The sequence below is a fragment of the Mycobacterium sp. UM_CSW genome, assembly GCF_000455205.1.
In the GTDB taxonomy this organism is placed as follows: domain Bacteria; phylum Actinomycetota; class Actinomycetes; order Mycobacteriales; family Mycobacteriaceae; genus Mycobacterium.
Genome location: NZ_AUWQ01000124.1, coordinates 19,272 through 35,587, shown reverse-complemented (window position 1 = coordinate 35,587; position 16,316 = coordinate 19,272). Strand labels below are relative to the sequence as shown.

The following is a 16,316-nucleotide window of genomic DNA, read 5'->3' as shown; positions in this document are numbered from 1 at the left end:
CCCCGTGGGGGGCAATGCGTTACGGGACCTGCGTGAATTTGACGCTGCTGGTCAACCTGTACCCCAGCGGGCGGCCGCAGGCCGTGCTCTTGCCGGTAAGTTGAACCGTGCCCGCGAGGGTGCTCGGATCCCACACGTAGTGGGCGTCTTCGGCCCGGTAAACCGTAATGTCGTTGCGACACAACGCATTATTCGTGGTGTCCAGCGTCCATTGTCCGTTGGCCAACTGGGCCCGCCCCCACGGTTGAACCGAAGCGCAGCCGTCACCGCATGGAGTGAAGTACCAATCGTCGGTGGTGGTTTGGCCGGTGATGGTGTTGGAGACGGTCACGACGTAGTGCCCGTTCATCACCGGAGCGGCCGACGCGGGGGCAGCGGGTCCGAGGGCGATGCCGCCGAACACAGCGGCTGCGGCGAGAACCGGTGCGGTGGGCATGGTTTCATTCTCCCATTCGAGTTGATCAGCGAGTCGGGCAAGCGGCCTCTGCCGGCAACACCGCGCTGCGGATCGCGGTCAAGATCGCCGGGTGATGGGCGACATGATCGCCGGTGGGTACCGCGATCAGGCGGGTCCGTCGCGACGTTCGGCGCAGCCGCTCGAGGGCTGCCCGACCGCCTTTGGCGGCGAACGCCTCCGCGTCCTCGGGCGAGGCGATCAGCGTCACGTCGGTTCCGCGGCGGGCAAGTGTCGTTAGGACCGGCTCCGGCAGCCACACCAGTCCAATCCAGCTCAAAAACCGCAAGACGTGTCGCGGGAGGTGTTGGTGCATAAGGCGTTTCGCCGGCTCCCGGGCCGGGTTGAGCAGTCCTCTGAGGCGCTTCGTCTTGGCTTCCGACGGGCCGGTGGCCGTGTCAACGACCGCGTTGGCGCGGCGCGCTTTCTCGCGGCCGATCCACTGCATGAACAAGGCGGGGGTGACGCGCCAATTCCACATCACCAGGTTGACCAGGATCGCCGATTGCGCACCGATGCTGCGGGCGGCATGGGCGGCATACCACGAGCCGGAGCAGATCCCGACCAGCTTGAGTTCGCCGGCGCCTTGGCGCGCATGCCTGGCCACCGCTATCGAGTCGGCGATGTCGGCCTTGGAGTAGATGTCGCGCCAAGGGCCCCGGGTGATTTCGCCCGACAAGCCCTGTCCCGCGGGGTCCCAGCGCACCGCCTGCGCCCCGGTCGCCGCGACGCGACGTGACAGCTCGACCCACTCCCGGGCTGGTCCCACGTGCAGGTCGTGGCCGGTCACGAAGAACAACACGGTGCCTGCGGGCGACGGATCGGGGTGCCGGGGCAGCGTGCGGACGGCGAATAGCCCGTTCGGCTCGATTCGTTCGATGCGCTCGACGACGTCTACCCCATCGGGCCCGTCGGCCGGCACCGTCGCCGTTGTCCGGTATCGGGGTGCGGCGCGATGGGTGCGGGTGGCACTGTTCTGGTCGATCCACTGCGTGATCGCATCGACCGCGGTGAAGGGGATCGGCAACATGTAGTCCCGCGGGCTCGGCCCCGCGCATTCCCGCAGGCCGACGGTGATGACCGAATCGACTCCCGGCGCCGACGCGAGGGCCGTGATGCGCCGGTCGGTCTCGTCCGGTCGCCCCACCAGAAGCATGTTGTCGACGCCACGGGCGCCGACCGGATCGGCACGGATCTGCAACGCGGCGAATTCTGCGGCGGCGTGGTCGCTCAACCGCCCGCCGACGATCGACACTTCACCGGGCGTGGCAGCGTCCTCGCCCACCGACAGCCGGAACAGCGTCGCGTGTTCCCGGAGGTAGCGTCTGCCCGTTCCGGCGGGATCGAGGTAGACCACGCGGTTGGGCGGGTGCGATTGGCCGGCAAGATATTCGTCGAGGAGCAGGCACCCGGCACGAATGCCGACAGCCGTCGTGGATTCGGCGCCGATCAGCGTGAGGTAGTCGAGCGCGTGGCCCACGCTGGCCACCCAGTTGGCCACCGCGTCGTCACGGCCCTGCGCGTAGGACGAATTACCCGAGCCCAGGTAGTCGAAATGCAGCACGGCGAAGCCGCGGTGCGCCAAGCCGTCGCCGAGGATCCGGTGCAGGCGGACGCTGTCCATCCCGTCCTTGCCGAGCGAGCCACAGATCAGTACACCGCCCCTGATCTGCTTGTCGGCCGGCAGATGGAGCACGCCGAACAGTGGCGAATCAGCTGGTCCGAAGAACGTCGGGACTTCGGTCGTCGAAGGTGTGTCGCGCCGACTCGACGCCGGGTCCACGGTTGCGCGGATGTCGTCGGAAGCTGTTGCTAGCGTTTCGTGGGCGGTCGAACCCGGCATGGCGAAATTATACTGTAGGTTTGTATTTTAGCCAGAATAACTGTCATCCGGTCTGGAATCGAGGTGGGCCTGGGCGGCGCGGCGCCGACGGGCCAGGACGAGGCGGCAGGCGTAGAGGACCGCGGAGATCGCGAAGGCCAGCGCGCTGACCCCGGCCCAGTTGAACAGGTAAACGTCTTCGGTGAAGCCGGTGGTCGCCTGGTAGTAGGAGTCGGAGAGCCGGAAGACCAGTGGGAACGAGATCGCGAAGAGAACACCCGAGACGACGGTTGGAGCCCGGACGTAGTTGATCCACGGAACGACCAGGCTTCGGCGCGCAGCCTGCCCGCTTTGTACGCGCTGCATCTTGCGGTCGGCCCACGCGTAGATCGGCCATCCGATCAGGTCGTGGGCCACGACGCAGAGGACGAACCACAGGAAGACTGCGGTCCATCCTGCCTCGTGCAGGATCCGGGTAGCCGCGTAGGCGGCGACGGCGAAGCAGATGAGCAGCCCCACCAGATTCAGCGGCCTGGCACCGTAGTGGCGGCGGAACCACTCCATCTCAGCTCGCCTCCGAGAACTCGATTCGGGCGATCCACTTCACGTTGTGGGTGCCGGGGGCCGCGGGAACCATGACCCGGGCCGGGAATCCGTGGTCGAGGGAGAGGTCCGCTCCGTTGACGCGCAAAGCGACCATCGAGCCGGCAGAGCAGACCTGTGCGCCCGAGAGCGTCACCGTCAAAGAGTCGAGGGACTCTATTTGCGCGCGGCCGGGTCGTTCGATGCCGGCGAGTCGCGCCAGGGCGGCAAGGGGGACACCGGTCCACGCCTGCGTCGTCGACCAGCCTTCCGTGCAGGCGATCGGCAGGTTCGCGGTCGTCAACGACATGCTGGTCAGCTGGGCCCTGCTGACCGAAAGCCGGCGCGCCCCCACCAGGACCAGCCGCCAATCCGGGCCGGTTTGCGCGGCGGTGATCTGGCGCCCCGCCGCCGTGTGGTTCACCGGAAAGTCGTTTCCTGCGGGGCCACTCGATCGGTAGTGGGTCCCCAACAGAGCGAATCGGCGCATGAACCCACCGACGTTTTCGCCGGCGGTCACCACGCATACGACGAGCGAAGTGCCGCCGACAAGGGCGAGGGCGCCCCGGCGGGAGATCGTCGGAGCGGCCGGTTCCGTCGGGACGAGCCCGTGGCCGACGTCCTCCGGGCGAGTACCTTCGAGCCCCGTCCGCAGCTCGGTACGCAGACTCCTCGAGCGCAGCGCGCGCAACATTTCCCCGAATTTCACGCAAACGTGGACGACGAAGCCGGCGATGAAAGCCCAGGCGCCGAAGAAGTGGGCGCTGTAGAAATCGATCGTCGTGAGGTAGTCGATGTTGAGGATTCCCGTCGTCATCTCGAACAGCACGCCGCCCACCACCAGGATCAGGCTCAGCCGCTCTAAGCGCCGGGCCACCGAGCGCCACGGCGGCCAGGTGAAAAGCCGGGGAATCACCGACCACAGCTTCGCGAGCACCACCGGGACGAGCGCGAGACCCAACATCACGTGGATGCCCTCGGTGAGCCGGTAGACCCAACTCGGCGACGTCAGCCAATCGAACAGGTAGAGCCCGAACAGGCCGCGCGCCGGGTTGGGGTCGTTGGTGCCGAACCGGGGGTTGTAGGCGGCGTACGAAATAAGCCCCGTGACGAATTCGACCGGGATTCCGATGAGCAGGACCAGACCGAAAACCGACGTGAGCCAGGGTCCCCGGATGGGGCTGCGCCAGGCGCGCGATCCGTTCACAACTCAGCCCTCCGGGCAGGCGGCCGCATCAGCCTCCGCCTAAACTATAAGTCGACTAATTGGTATTATTCTCGTCCAATAGTATGTAAGCTATGGCTTCTGGTGCATCGTTGGTATAACGCGTACCTGGCAGCCAGGCGTCGACGTAATGACCGGGGATAAGGCAACCGGGGTTGGGGTTGAGGGTTCATGAGTCTGGCTCGTGAGTCATCTGACCCGGCGCATGACTCGCCCGCCCCCGACGTCAGCTATGCCCTGCCGTCGCGGGCGTCCGAGCTGAGCCGGCGTCCGGACTTGAGGGCACGCATTGATTGGGCGCGCGGCTACATCGATCGGGCCCGCAGCGACTCACTGATCAGAAACGGCGTCTTCAGCACCGCGACTCAGGTGGTGAACTCCGCGTTCGGCTACGCCTTCTGGCTCTTGGCGGCGCACCTTTACAGCCCCTCGACCGTTGGACTGACGGCCGCGGCCACATCGGCCACCAGCATCGTGCTGATGTTGTCCTGCCTCGGGGTCGGCGGGATGCTCATCCAGTCGCTTCCCCGGCAGCCGAAGGAAACCGAGTGGTCGGCCACGTTCTGGGCGGGGGTGGCGACGGTGACGCTGTTTGCCGCGGCCCTGTGTGCGGGCAGCGTCGCGGTGCTCCCGCTGATCTCCCCCGAACTGGCGGCGCTGCGCGGCGTGGGCTTCGCGGCCGTGTTCACCGTCGGCACCGTCGCCCTCACGGTGGGCGTCACGCTCGACTGCGTCTTTCTCGCCGAACGCAAAGCGAACTATGCGTTCAGGCGCAACTTCGCCGTCGGCGCCGTCAAGGTGCTGATGCTCGGGCTCATGGCACTCGCCTTTGCGCCGGACGCGGTGCGCCTGCTCGGGGCCTGGGGAGCCGGGGCCGTGGTGGGCCTCGGTTTCGGTGCGGTGCTGCTCGCCCGTCGTATCGGCGTTGCGCGACCGCCGGAACTTTCGGTCTTGCTGCGGACCGCTCGGGGGTTTCGCTCGCGCGTCACGCTTCACCAACTGATCGGGCTCGGCGCGGGGCTGTTGACGTATCTGCTCCCGGTGATCGTGACGGTGCGGCTCTCCGCGCGCGACAACGCCTACTTCTACACGACATGGATGTTGGCGGCGCTCTTCCTCGTCATCGCGCCCGCGTTCTCCAATAACCTGTTCGCCGAGGGAATGCACCGGCCCGAGGAGATCGGCGCGCTGGCTCGGTCGGCATTCAAGACCTTGGGCGCCATCATGGTGCCCGGCTTGGTGGCCATCCTCGTTTTGGGTGGGACGTTGTTGTCCGCCTTCGGTCATTCTTATACCGGCCACTCGGTGGGGCTGTTGAGGCTGGTTGTGCTGGCCTCGATTCCGGACGCGGTGGTGCATGTCTACGTCGGTGTGCTGCGCGCCGAGGCGCGGCTCGTCGCCGCGGCCGTGCTGCTGGTCGGCATCGGAGTTGGCACCGTGGTGATTTCGTGGTTTCTGCTGCCGTCGATCGGCATCAGCGCGGTGGGCTGGGCATTCCTGGCGATGCAGCTGTGCGGATGCGCATACGTCGTGCTGGATTGGCGCAGACAGGCTTCGCGCGCTCGGGTGCACAGCGGCCAGGAGATCCGGTGAGGCCCCGGCTCGAATTCGTTTCGGCCGGCGACGGCGACGACGTGGACGAGAGGACGCTGGTTCCAGCCGCGACGTGGCGCCAGGCCCAGGGCTTCCTGACAACTCTCAGTGGCGTCGCTGCCGTCCCCCGTCGGTACGGCCTCAGACTGATCCGTTCGGGCGACGCGGCCGACGTCAAACCGATCGGCGGCGGTCGAGCGGCGACATCTGGCGCAACGGAACCACTTCCGATCCGGTTCACCCCGGAGGAGCCGCGGTCGGCTCGATTCTCTTACGGGTGGGTGGCGCTGATCGTTCTCTGCAGCGCCGCCGGGCTCGGCGTCCTCTGGGTGGCCGACCAAGCCAATCGAAACGAAAATACCTCCCTCCCAACGTATGTGATGTTCTGGCTCGGCGTGCTGTTGATCTTCGTTCCCGTCGCCATGCGGACCCTGGCACGCGACGTCAATCCGCTGGAGCGGCTGACCCTTATCGTCTTCCTCGGGCTTGCTCTGTATTTCGTGAAGGTGTTGGGCTCGCCCTACGACTTCACCTTCGTCGACGAGTACGTCCATGTGCGCAATACCCACGCGATCATCAGCAAGGGTCACCTGTTCACCTGGAACCCGCTCCTGGACACGGCCGCTTACTACCCGGGACTGGCCGCGCTCACCGCCGGAGTGGTGGAACTCACCGGGCTGAGCATGTTCGCCGCGGGTCTGTTGATCATGGGCATTGCCCGCGTCCTGGTGTGCGCATTCTTCTACCTCATCTTCGAGAGCGTCACGCGTTCGGGCCGCGGCGCGGCGCTCGCCAGCCTGGTCTACATGGCCAACCCCATGTTCTTGTTCTGGTGCTCGACGTTCACCTACGGGAATCTTGCGGTTCCCCTCGCGGCGTTCGTGGTCTGGTGGGTCGGCCGCACACGCAACCGTGCTGGCATCGCGCCCATGGTCATCGCGGTGGTGGGCATAATCGCGGTGACCCTCACCCACCACGTGGTCGGGTTCATCCTGGCGGGGCTGCTCGTGGGCTGGTGGCTCGCCGAGCGTGTCGGCTGCCACGCGACGAAAGCGGCGCGACGCCAGGTCGGAATCCTGGCGATGGTGGCCTGCGGCGTGACGTTCACGTGGTTCTTCGTCGTGGCGCGTCCGGCCGCGGCGTACCTGATCACGGGCAATCTCCTTCCGGCCCTGCAGAGTACGGTCAACGTCATCCGCGGGACCACCGCCCCGCGCAAGCTGTATCACATCATCGCCATGGCCCCACCGGCGTGGGAGCCCATGGCGGGTTATGCGGCCGTTCTGGTGCTCTTGGGGGTCCTGCCCGTCGCCCTCCTGCGCGCGCGGTGGTCTTGCCGCCGGGCACCCGTGGCCGTTGCCACCATGCTGGCGATAGCCTTCCCGCTCAGCCTGGTGCCGCGTTTCGCCCCGAACGGCGTCGCGGTGTCGGGTCGGTCCTCGGAGTACGTTTACACGGGCCTGGGCTGTGTATTCGGCCTGTTGTTCGCCGCGGCGGCGACGAGATGGTACGAGTGGCGGCTGTCCGGGCGCGGCGGGCGCGCCGGGCGCGGCAGCAAGATCCGAACGGGCCGCCTGGCCAACGCAATTGGAAACGCCTGGCGTGACTCGCTGGTCCCGACCGCTATCGCCGCCGCCCTCGTGACCGTCGTGTTCGTCGGTAACGTGACCGTGGGCACCCGGTTCTTCGAACGGCTCCCGGAGGGGTCGAACCCGCGCGGCTATGAGAGGTCGTTGCAGCCGGACGTCATCGCCGCTTCGATATGGGCTCTGCAGCATCTGGGACCGAACAACATGTTCGGTGCCAACGACATGGACTCGTGGGCGCTCGCCACCTACGGAGATCAAGACCTCGCCGACTCGCGCCTGCTCTGGCCCATCTTCTTTTCCGAATCGATCAACAGCGCGATCGTGCAGAACATCAAAGAGCTGCGGCTGCGGTACCTACTGGTCAATTGGCGTATGACGCTTAGCATTCCGAACCTGGCCGATCATTATGTGCACACCCAGGAGCCCGAGGCTGGCCACCAAAGCCACCCGTTCCCGCCCGCAGCTCTCGAGAAGTTCTCAGCCGACCCTTGCATCAAGCTGATCTACGACGCGGGACCCATCCAGATCTATGACGCCTCCCAGATCGAAAGCGGTGCCTGTTCATGAGTCTTGCCTCGCCCCAAGCCTCCCAGACCGGCATGACCACACGCGCCCGCCGGCTGTGGTTTTACACGTCGTTCGCCGCCGGGTGTGCCGGCATGAATGCGGCAACCGGCTACGCGGGGCCCCTCCGCGTCCCGCAAGTCATTCAGCTCGTGCTGGGCCTGCTGATGGTGTTCGTGGTCCCCGGTTTGTCTTTCGTGTGCGCCGCGCTGCCCGACTGGCAGTCATGGGTCGAGCGGCTCCTTGCCAGCCTGGGTATCAGCATCGCCGTGGCGACGTGCGCGGTGGTGCTGCTCGCGGCCATGCCAATGGGCTTCTCGCGGCAGCCATTTGGACAGTTGCTGGGGGGCATCACGGTCGTGCTGTCCCTTGGCGGGCTGTACCGCTTGAAAGCAGGCGCCATAGTCTGGGAGCCCCGCGCCTGGATCAAGAACGCGCTCTCACTGGTCGAAGAACGCGTCGCCGCCGGGCAGCGTGACGCGCTGAGGTTGAACAACCGCACAACGACCGCGAGGCCGCAGCCGCCTTCGGAGACCGATGGTCGCCGATCCGTGATGGTCCTCAACTTCTCGTTCGACGGCAAGCGCGCCGGCCCGCGCGCTTGACCGTCGTCGTCTCGGGCTTCGCGTCGATCATCCCTCGCCGAGCGCGCGCCCCGCGGTCCGGTGTGCGACGACCGTGTAGAGCGGTACCGGCAAGGTCACCCGGTGCCGGGTAGACAGCTGCCGGTGATAGGTCAGGGTCGACGATTCGAACCCCAGCACGCCGAGGAACCGCTTGACCAGCTTGGGGCTCAACGTCCACCACGTTTCGTCGGGGCTTCCCGTCTTGGGATTCGGCTTGAAGCGCATGGCCGGGCGCTGGAACATATCCAGCATCTTGAGCGGGAATACGTCTCTGGGAGAGAGGATGTCGGTGACAATGACCGTTTCCCGGGTGAGGCGGCACGCGTTCCAGAGCGCCTGGAACGGGTCCCGAAGGTGCAGGAGGATCGAGCCGAAGGTCGCGACATCCACCGCTCCGATCTCCTCGGGAACCGCATAGGCGGACGTGTATACGACTTTGGCTCGGGAGTTGAACGCTCCGTGCGCCAACCACCAGGCGTTGTTGATCTTCCGCATGTGCGCTTTGCGGGCCGAGTCATCGTCTGCCGCATCAGATCTGGCGAATGGAACGATGTCCCAGGACTGCTCCTCGGACAAGTCGACGCCGACGACGTCGGCCCCGCGCCGCTCCATCTCGAAGCAGAGGAACCCGTTTGCGGTCCCCATCTCGAGCACTCGCTTGCCCGTGAGGTCAACCCCGCCGAGATAGCGGTCGACCCCTCGTCTCAAATCCCATTCCCCGTCGAACGTGCCGTGACCCGGGATGTCGATGGTGTGGTAGAAAAAGCACGATTCGGGGTCCGTGACGGTTCGCGGTGGCGCGTAGATCGACGGCGTCGGTGTGAGTTTGGTTGCAAGGTTGTCGCTTAGGACGTCCACGGTTTAATTCCTTCCTTGGGGGAAACTGCAAATAGGCGTTGGTGTCTGCGGAACGTATTCATTTGTCGGTCACACTCGCGGCCTCCGCTCGTGTGCTGGCATTTGCGAACCGTGGGTTCGCGTTTCGAGCACGTCGTGGAAAACCTGCTCCCAGGCCCCCACGACGACGTCCGAGGAGTACGCGACCGCCCTCTCGCGAGCTGCCGCTCCCAGTCGGGCGCGCAAGGGCGCGTCGGCGACGATGCGCTCGAGCGCATTGCGTAACGCCGGTACGTCACCCGGTGGCACGTGAATCCCGTTGACGCCGTCTTGCACCAGTTCGGCCAACCCACCGACCGCTGACGCGACCACCGGCCTCCCGGCGGCCATCGCCTCCGCGGCGACCAGGCCGAAGGGCTCCGGCCACACCGAAGGCGCCACGGCCGCAAGGCAATTGCCCCATCCGCGCAGGACCTCGTCACGGGGGAGGATGTCGTCGGAGACGATGACGCCGGGCGGGAACGAGGTCGGGGTGTCGTGTCGCCGGATCCCGGCCAGGACCAACGGCGGCCGGTTTTGCAGGCCCGACCAGGCCTCCAGCAGGACATCGATGCCCTTGTGCGGTCCGAGCGCGCCGGCGAACATGAGGTAGTCGCCTTCGGGGGGCGCGAAGGCCGGACGCGGTGCCCGTGCGGCCTGGAATGCCTCGTCCGGGACGAATGGCGGGATCACGTCTATCTTTTGGCCGGTACCGGCGACCAGTGGCCTCGAGGCGTCGGCAACGAATCGGCTGTTCGCGACGTAGCGATCGACACGCCCGCGCCACGGCTTCATCACCGCCAGTCCGGTGGTGAGTGCGAAACCCTTTGCCGCGCCGTATTGCTCGCGCGAGCACGAGAGGCACTTCGTGTACCCGGGGCCAGTGCAGACGCTGCCGCAATGAACGTAGCCGACCCGGGGGCAGACGAAGCCATAATCGTGCAGCCACACCACCAGTCGGGTTCTCGCCGACGGCAGCAGAGGCAGCAGCGAGTACAACAGCCACGAGTGCACATGGACGATGTCCGGCTGCCGCTCCTCGATGAGCCGCGCAATCGCGCGGACCAGGCCCGGGTCGGGAAGCGTTGGGTGGAAGGGCTTTTCGGGGTCAACGTAGAGCGAATTGAGAAGGCGCCCCCACCCGGCCATCCGATGTACTCGTACGTCGCCGTCGTGCTCGGTGCGCGGTCCCTTCGCCCCGGCCAGAGTCAACACCTCGACCTCGTGGCCCCGGCGCGCCAGCTCACGCGAAAGCTGTTGGACCGCGAGATCACGGCCGCCCACCAACGGGGGTGGGTAGCAATCGGTTGCCTCGAAGATCCTCACCTCATGTCTCCTGACGCCGGCCTAGGTAAGCACCGGTCGCAGTGCCTCACCGACCGCACCGGTCAGATACGTCGCATACGACCTGCTGAAGTGGAACCGCTCGTAGTACACGCGGATGTCGGCGATGACGGGTTCGCATCGATTGGCGCACACCCACGGGACGGTCGGGACATACAGCGCCCCGGCCGCCGATGCGGCGGCTTGCTCGGCTTCGGGACTTCCCGACGGCATGCCCTCCGATCTCGGCACGCTGCACTGTTGAACCGCGCTGGCATGGGCCGCCAGGCAGTGCGCGTCGTCTTTCTCCCACGTCGGGATGGCGCCGAGCATGGCGAACCGGGTTTGGGGTTGGGCCAGTTCCCGGAAGGTGGAGGCCCAGCCCTCCTGCCACTGCGCGGCGGTCGGCTGGCTGCCATCGGCGAGCAGCTGCGTGCCGGCGCCTGTCGCGATCACGAGATCCGGATGCAGTTTCCGGATCGCGGCTACCGCACTCCGATGGAATTGATAGCACTCGTCATTCGGCGCCTGGGTCTGATACGACAGGAAATGGAGGTTCAGAGCCGGGCAGCTGTTCATGTAGAACGTGCGCAACTTATAGCCGTTCGCCGCGGCCACACCCTCGAGCGCCGCCCCCCACATCCAGGCGCGGGAATCTCCGAAGGTAACCATGAGCTTGGTGCCGTGCTCGGCGCCGGCCGCACATTGCCCGAACTCGTGCCCCAACTCCGACTTGGAGAAGTCGACGAATTCGGGAGGAAGCGCGATCTGGTAGCAGTCGAAGCGTCCCGTGGCCTTGGCCAGGTCCAGTTTGGTCAGCGAATCCGCCACAGACTTCGGCAGGACGTTGAGGCTTTGGGCGGCCTGGACGGCTTCGAGCACCTGCGCCTGCCCCACGGATGACGGCTGGAGTTTAGGTGGGTTCCAGGTTCGTTCGTGCGAAGCGATCTGATGCTGTGCCACCGCGACCGTCACCAAGGTCAGGGCCACACCGATCGCCAGAGTCAATTGCGTCCGAGACCTCAGGAAGGCGGACTGGCGCACGGGATTCTCGATCAATCGAAACGTGATTGCGCTGGCGGCGACCGCCGCCAACAGCAATCCGGAGTTTTGCCACGCGCTGAGCTGGTGCCCGGCATATCGGGCGGCGATCACGAGAATCGGCCAGTGCCACAAGTAAAGCGAATAGGACCGCGCCCCTAACCACTGCATCGGGCGAACGGAGAGGACGCGGCCGACGACCGTCTGCGGGTTGCCGCATCCGGCCGCAATCAGCATCGCGCTGCCGACCACTGGGATGGCCACCGCCCAGCCGGGATAGGGCATCGATGACGTCAGAATCAGTGCGCTGGCTGCGATCCCGGCCAAGCCCAACAGCGCGCTCACCTGGTGCACCGATTGGGGTGCTCGTGACAGCGCGGGCCCGAGCACTGCGATCAAGGCTCCCAGAGCCAGTTCCCAGGCGCGGGTCAGCGGAGAGAAATATGCCCAAGTCGCGTTCGACGACGTCTGAACAACCGACCACGCAAGCGAAGTGCCGATGACCACCAGCAGCGAACTGGTGAGCACGGCGACCACGTTGCGGCGCTTCGACAGGCGAACGACGATGGCTACCAACAGAAAGAGGGTCGGCCAGGCTAGGTAGAACTGCTCCTCGACCCCGAGCGACCACATGTGCTGAAGAGGTGACGGCGGCAGTCGCGACCCGAGGTAATCGGTCCCTTGCTCGGCGAAGTGGATGTTCGCCGCGAACACGGCCGTCCATTTCGCATCGTTGGCGACTTCGTTCCCGGAGATGAAGCCGAGCAGCTGGTAGGCCGCGAAGATCGTGACGAGCACCGTGAGGGTCGCCGCCGGAAGGATGCGCCGTACTCGCCTGGCATAGAAGCGCCACAGGGAAATCCGGCCGTCGTTGATCTGCTCGTGCAGGAGCAGGCCGGTGATCAGAAATCCGGAGATGACGAAAAAGACGTCCACACCGACGAACCCGCCGGTGAAGGGCTTCCCGTAGCCGTGAAACAAGAGCACGAGTCCGACTGCGACGGCGCGCATGCCCTCGATGTCTGGGCGAAACCGATCGCCGCGCCTGCCCGCCGGCGAAGGGCCGGCATCGGCGAGTCGCGATCGACGGGCGACGGCGGCATCCAGCGATGCGACCGTCGTGCCGCGGTGTGCCGTCGCCCGATGCGTCATGAGGCTCGCGGGCGGGACTTCGCTCGGGAGGGGCTTGCCGCCCCATCCCTTAGCCGCGTGATCACGAACGGCATCTGCTCCTCCCAGCGTAAGCAGGGGACCAAAGCGGTCCGTAGGTCACCTCGGCCCGTGAGTCCGACCGGTTGAGCGTATACCGAAGATGCGCTTATACGGGCACAGTACATCCATTTTGTCTCAAATATGGCCGATTCGCAAACCTATAGTTTCCTCGAACCGGAGCGGGTGCTGCGCCCCACGCGTCCGCCGCGACCAGCGAAGCGATAACCCGGCACCCGACGGCTCATCGCCAACGCGTCATGGCAGCTTGCCCGCCCCCCTTACCGCGGGGTCGGCCTCGACGCCGTCGGGCGCGCCCTCGTCCGCCGGCATCAGGGCGCGCGCCGGCCACAGGGACCACAGCGTCAGGTATGCCAAGCCGAACAAGGCCCCGACCGCCAGCGCCAAACCGGTCGGCTGGACGTAGGCAAGCGGCGAACGCACCCAGTCGAACGTCGTCGCCGCCACCGCGCCCGGCTGGGTGAGCAAATCCCAAGAATTCCACCGCTGAAACCGCCCGATCACCACGCCGATAGCGCACAAGCCGACCGACACGACTACCGCGATCCACCCGATCACCGGGCCGAACTCGCGTTCGATCCGCCGACACACCAGATGCACCGAGACCACGCCGAGGATGACGCCGGTCCACGCTGCGACCCCATATTGCATGACGTGCCGCCACAATTCGACGTCGTGACGTAGGTGCACGAGGTCGGTCATCAGGTACGGGGCGTTGGGCAGGAACGCCAGCCACAGCAGCCCGATCGGCACCAACCAGATCCGGCGGCGTACCACGCCGAAACCGGCCGCACAGAACACCGGAATCCATGCCAGCGCCAGGTTCCACACGAAAAAGCGGGTCGGATAGCTCGCGGGGGGGAACGGGTCGGTGACACCCAGGACGAGTGTCAGCCCGGTGGTTGCCACCAGCGACACCACCAAGACCACCCGGCGCGCAGACGTCATGAATGCAGTTTGCCAGCCACGAGCAAGCGGTTCGATGACTGCGCGCCCGCCGCGGCCGTCTCGGTCAGTCCCGTGACCCGGAGTAGGGCAGCACCTCCGATGAGAACGCTTGAGGCACCAGGACTTTCGCGATCAAATGGTCGGGCACAGCGGTCGCCACCAGGAAAATCACCACCGTATCGGGAACGTGGAGAACGGTCGGGCGATGTCCGGACGTAGCCGCCGCTGTGGGTCGAACAGGCCCGTCTGCATGTCTTTCGTCGTGCCGAAGTCGTAGGCGGACCAGGCCAGGGCGCCCATACAGCGGGGATCGTTGTCGATCATCGCGCGGACCGCGCTGTAGTAGGCGGCTCGCTCCTCGGGTGACGAGGTGTTGGTGATGCCGAACTCGCCGATGATCAGCCTCTTGTTGGCATTGGCCGGGTGACCGTACGCCTGGAGGGAGTCCGTGGCGTGGGGCAGGTAGTAGACGTGGAAATCGAGAAAATCGCCCAGGTGGTCGGTGTAGTAGTCCTGCGCCCATCCGCTGCGCGCCGTGACGCTTCGGGAATAGGTGATCGGCAGCCCGGCAGACCGAACGATGCCGCCCAACTCGGTCAGCATTTCGGCGACCGGTTCTGGCTGGTTATATGTCCAACCGACCGGCGCCAGCGGCTGGGACGCCTCATTGACGATGTCGACGCCGATGACGTTGGGGTAGCTCTTCAGCAATTGCGCGAGCTGGCGATAGGTCTCGGTGGATTGCGCCCAGGTGTATCTGCCCCAATGCCCCAGGTCGCCGCCGCAGGCGTAGACGAAGAGGCCAAGAGCCTGGGCGTGGTCGAGGAATTGTTGCCACCGGGCCAGGTACTGCGTGAGTGTGATGCTTTCCAGCGCCAGGACCAGCGTGTTGCCGAAGATGCGGACCGCATTCGCGATCGTCGCGATGTCCTCCAATTGCGGCGCGATGAGGCCGTGCCAATCCCAGACACCCCACAGCGACGCCCAGATGTCGTTGCCGTCGGCGGCGGTCGTCTGAGTGAAACTGTTGACGAGGTTGACCCCACGGAACTTGGTGCCCGGCGGGATGCCGGGATCGCTCAGGCTCTGGGCGTTCAGGATGGCCGCAGCCCCAACGGATCCCGACAGCGCACCGACGGCGGCGAAGCCACTCGCCCCGTGCAGAAATGCCCTGCGCGAAACCTGGCGCGTCATCAACGGGTCGCTAGCAGCCGACGGCCGGTCATCGGTCGTCGCCTAGGTGAGTGCCGGTTGGAGTGCCTCGCCGAGTGCGCCGGTGAGGTAGACCGTATAGCTGTTGGTGAAGTGGAACCGGTCTTGGTAGACGCGGGTGTCGGCGATGACGGGTTCGCATCGGTCGGCGCATACCCAGGGCAGGGTGGGGATGTAGAGCGCTTGGGCGGTGGTGGCCGCGGCTTGCTCGGCGCCGAGGTTTCCGGATGGGATTCCCTCGGCGACCGGGACGCTGCATTTTTGGACTGCCATGACGTGGCCGGCCAGGCAGTGGGCGTCGTCCGTTTCCCAGGCGGGGATGTCGCCGAGCATCACCAGCCGGGTTCCGGGTTGGGTCAGCTGCTTGAGGGTTGTCTCCCAGCCTTTTTGCCATTGGACGGGGGTTGGCTGGCTGCGGTCGGCGAGCATATGGGTGCTGAAGCTGGTCACGAGGACGAGGTCCGGATGCAGGTTTCGGATCGCGGCGATCGCGGCCGGACGGAATTCGTCGCAATCGACGTCGGGCGTGCCTTTCTCGTACGAGAAATAGTGGAGATCGGGCGGCGAACAGGCCGCCATCAGGAAGGTTCGCAGCTGGTAGCCGTTCTTTGCGGCGATGCCTTCGAGCGCCGCCCCCCACATCCGGGCACGCGAATCTCCGAATATCACCATGCGTTTGGCGCCGCGCTCATCGCCGGCCGCACACTCTCCGAACTCCGTCCTCTTTGGATCGACGATATTGGCGGGAACATCGACGACCTGGTGGCAGTCGAAGTGCCCTTTGGTCATCGGCCAGTCCTCGTTGGTCAGGAAGCCCACCGATTTGGGCAGGGCGTCGGTGGTCTGGGCCGCGTGGACGGCTTCCAGCACCTGCGCGCCGGTGGCAGCCGCCGGGTTCGTCGAGGCGCCCTGAGGGCCCGCCGGCGTGTTCGACGTCGAGCACGCACTCACCACGACGGCGGCGGCAGCGACCAACCGTGCGGCTCGGTGTCCGTGCCGCTTTTGAATCCCGAAAGTTGTCATAGGTTGCGACCCAGTTCTCAGCTCCGCGGCTGACCGCGCGCGTGTGTCCAAAAGGCATGATACTTGAAGTTGGGCGTAGCGCTTCGCATCATATGAAAAGTATGTATGATCCCTGTTTATGTGTATGGCCGGTACGGACCTCCGGACGCCTCGACTAGCGCAGCCGCCGGGGACGACGTGCCGTTTCGCGACTCTGCACCCTGCTCTC

13 protein-coding genes are annotated in these 16,316 nt (G+C 66.0%); 3 read left to right on the top strand and 10 right to left on the bottom strand.

Annotation, left to right across the window (positions count from 1 at the left end; all coding sequences use genetic code 11):
• Positions 1 to 19: 19 nt before the first annotated feature.
• From N415_RS28420 to N415_RS28405, 4 genes are read right to left on the bottom strand one after another with little or no spacing between them, the layout of a single operon-like run.
• Positions 20 to 436 (bottom strand): hypothetical protein, encoded by a 417-nt coding sequence (locus tag N415_RS28420; protein WP_068189058.1) that lies wholly within the window; start codon positions 434 to 436, stop codon positions 20 to 22.
• Positions 437 to 461: 25 nt separating this feature from the next.
• The gene (locus N415_RS28415; protein WP_068189057.1) at positions 462 to 2,297 is read right to left on the bottom strand and encodes a hypothetical protein; all 1,836 of its coding nucleotides are present in this window, start codon (positions 2,295 to 2,297) and stop codon (positions 462 to 464) included.
• Positions 2,298 to 2,324: 27 nt separating this feature from the next.
• Positions 2,325 to 2,840, bottom strand: coding sequence for a hypothetical protein (locus N415_RS28410; protein ID WP_068189054.1), 516 nt, complete (start codon positions 2,838 to 2,840; stop codon positions 2,325 to 2,327).
• 1 nt (position 2,841) lies between these two features.
• A complete protein-coding gene (locus N415_RS28405) occupies positions 2,842 to 4,065 on the bottom strand; it encodes a molybdopterin-dependent oxidoreductase (protein ID WP_068189052.1) in 1,224 nt (407 codons plus the stop codon).
• Between the two features lie 189 nt (positions 4,066 to 4,254).
• On the opposite strand from N415_RS28405, the gene N415_RS28400 reads away from it, so the two are divergent.
• From N415_RS28400 to N415_RS28390, 3 genes are read left to right on the top strand one after another with little or no spacing between them, the layout of a single operon-like run.
• Positions 4,255 to 5,676: a hypothetical protein gene (locus N415_RS28400; protein ID WP_068189050.1), complete on the top strand. Its 1,422-nt coding sequence runs from the start codon at positions 4,255 to 4,257 to the stop codon at positions 5,674 to 5,676.
• Positions 5,673 to 7,832 carry a hypothetical protein gene (locus N415_RS28395; protein WP_068189048.1) on the top strand — a complete coding sequence of 720 codons (2,160 nt, stop codon included), beginning with the start codon at positions 5,673 to 5,675 and terminating at the stop codon, positions 7,830 to 7,832. Before N415_RS28400 ends, N415_RS28395 begins: the two co-directional genes overlap by 4 nt.
• A complete protein-coding gene (locus tag N415_RS28390; protein ID WP_081665580.1) occupies positions 7,829 to 8,434 on the top strand; it encodes a DUF1616 domain-containing protein in 606 nt (201 codons plus the stop codon). The genes N415_RS28395 and N415_RS28390 overlap by 4 nt, the downstream gene beginning before the upstream one ends.
• 27 nt (positions 8,435 to 8,461) lie before the next feature.
• Here the strand turns inward: N415_RS28390 and N415_RS28385 are convergent, their stop codons facing one another.
• From N415_RS28385 to N415_RS28360, 6 genes are all read right to left on the bottom strand, one after another.
• Positions 8,462 to 9,313, bottom strand: a complete 852-nt coding sequence (locus N415_RS28385) for a methyltransferase domain-containing protein (RefSeq protein WP_068189044.1) — start codon at positions 9,311 to 9,313, stop codon at positions 8,462 to 8,464.
• Positions 9,314 to 9,382: 69 nt separating this feature from the next.
• The gene (locus N415_RS28380; protein WP_068189042.1) at positions 9,383 to 10,657 is read right to left on the bottom strand and encodes a glycosyltransferase family 4 protein; all 1,275 of its coding nucleotides are present in this window, start codon (positions 10,655 to 10,657) and stop codon (positions 9,383 to 9,385) included.
• Positions 10,658 to 10,678: 21 nt separating this feature from the next.
• Positions 10,679 to 12,847: an acyltransferase family protein gene (locus N415_RS28375; protein WP_081665579.1), complete on the bottom strand. Its 2,169-nt coding sequence runs from the start codon at positions 12,845 to 12,847 to the stop codon at positions 10,679 to 10,681.
• 315 nt (positions 12,848 to 13,162) lie between these two features.
• On the bottom strand, positions 13,163 to 13,873 hold the full coding sequence (locus tag N415_RS28370) for a DUF1361 domain-containing protein (RefSeq protein ID WP_068189037.1): 711 nt from the start codon (positions 13,871 to 13,873) through the stop codon (positions 13,163 to 13,165).
• A gap of 168 nt (positions 13,874 to 14,041) precedes the next feature.
• A complete protein-coding gene (locus tag N415_RS28365) occupies positions 14,042 to 15,067 on the bottom strand; it encodes a hypothetical protein (protein ID WP_068189035.1) in 1,026 nt (341 codons plus the stop codon).
• A gap of 42 nt (positions 15,068 to 15,109) precedes the next feature.
• Positions 15,110 to 16,108, bottom strand: a complete 999-nt coding sequence (locus tag N415_RS28360) for an SGNH hydrolase domain-containing protein (protein WP_068189034.1) — start codon at positions 16,106 to 16,108, stop codon at positions 15,110 to 15,112.
• Between the last annotated feature and the right edge of the window lie 208 nt (positions 16,109 to 16,316).

What these genes read in the sequence shown, in the direction of transcription:
- N415_RS28420 (WP_068189058.1), bottom strand. Translation starts at nt 436, where the DNA reads ATGCCCACCGCACCGGTTCTCGCCGCAGCCGCTGTGTTCGGCGGCATC.
- N415_RS28415 (WP_068189057.1), bottom strand. Translation starts at nt 2,297, where the DNA reads ATGCCGGGTTCGACCGCCCACGAAACGCTAGCAACAGCTTCCGACGAC.
- N415_RS28410 (WP_068189054.1), bottom strand. Translation starts at nt 2,840, where the DNA reads ATGGAGTGGTTCCGCCGCCACTACGGTGCCAGGCCGCTGAATCTGGTG.
- N415_RS28400 (WP_068189050.1), top strand. Translation starts at nt 4,255, where the DNA reads ATGAGTCTGGCTCGTGAGTCATCTGACCCGGCGCATGACTCGCCCGCC.
- N415_RS28390 (WP_081665580.1), top strand. Translation starts at nt 7,829, where the DNA reads ATGAGTCTTGCCTCGCCCCAAGCCTCCCAGACCGGCATGACCACACGC.
- N415_RS28375 (WP_081665579.1), bottom strand. Translation starts at nt 12,847, where the DNA reads ATGACGCATCGGGCGACGGCACACCGCGGCACGACGGTCGCATCGCTG.
- N415_RS28370 (WP_068189037.1), bottom strand. Translation starts at nt 13,873, where the DNA reads ATGACGTCTGCGCGCCGGGTGGTCTTGGTGGTGTCGCTGGTGGCAACC.
- N415_RS28365 (WP_068189035.1), bottom strand. Translation starts at nt 15,067, where the DNA reads ATGACGCGCCAGGTTTCGCGCAGGGCATTTCTGCACGGGGCGAGTGGC.
- N415_RS28360 (WP_068189034.1), bottom strand. Translation starts at nt 16,108, where the DNA reads ATGACAACTTTCGGGATTCAAAAGCGGCACGGACACCGAGCCGCACGG.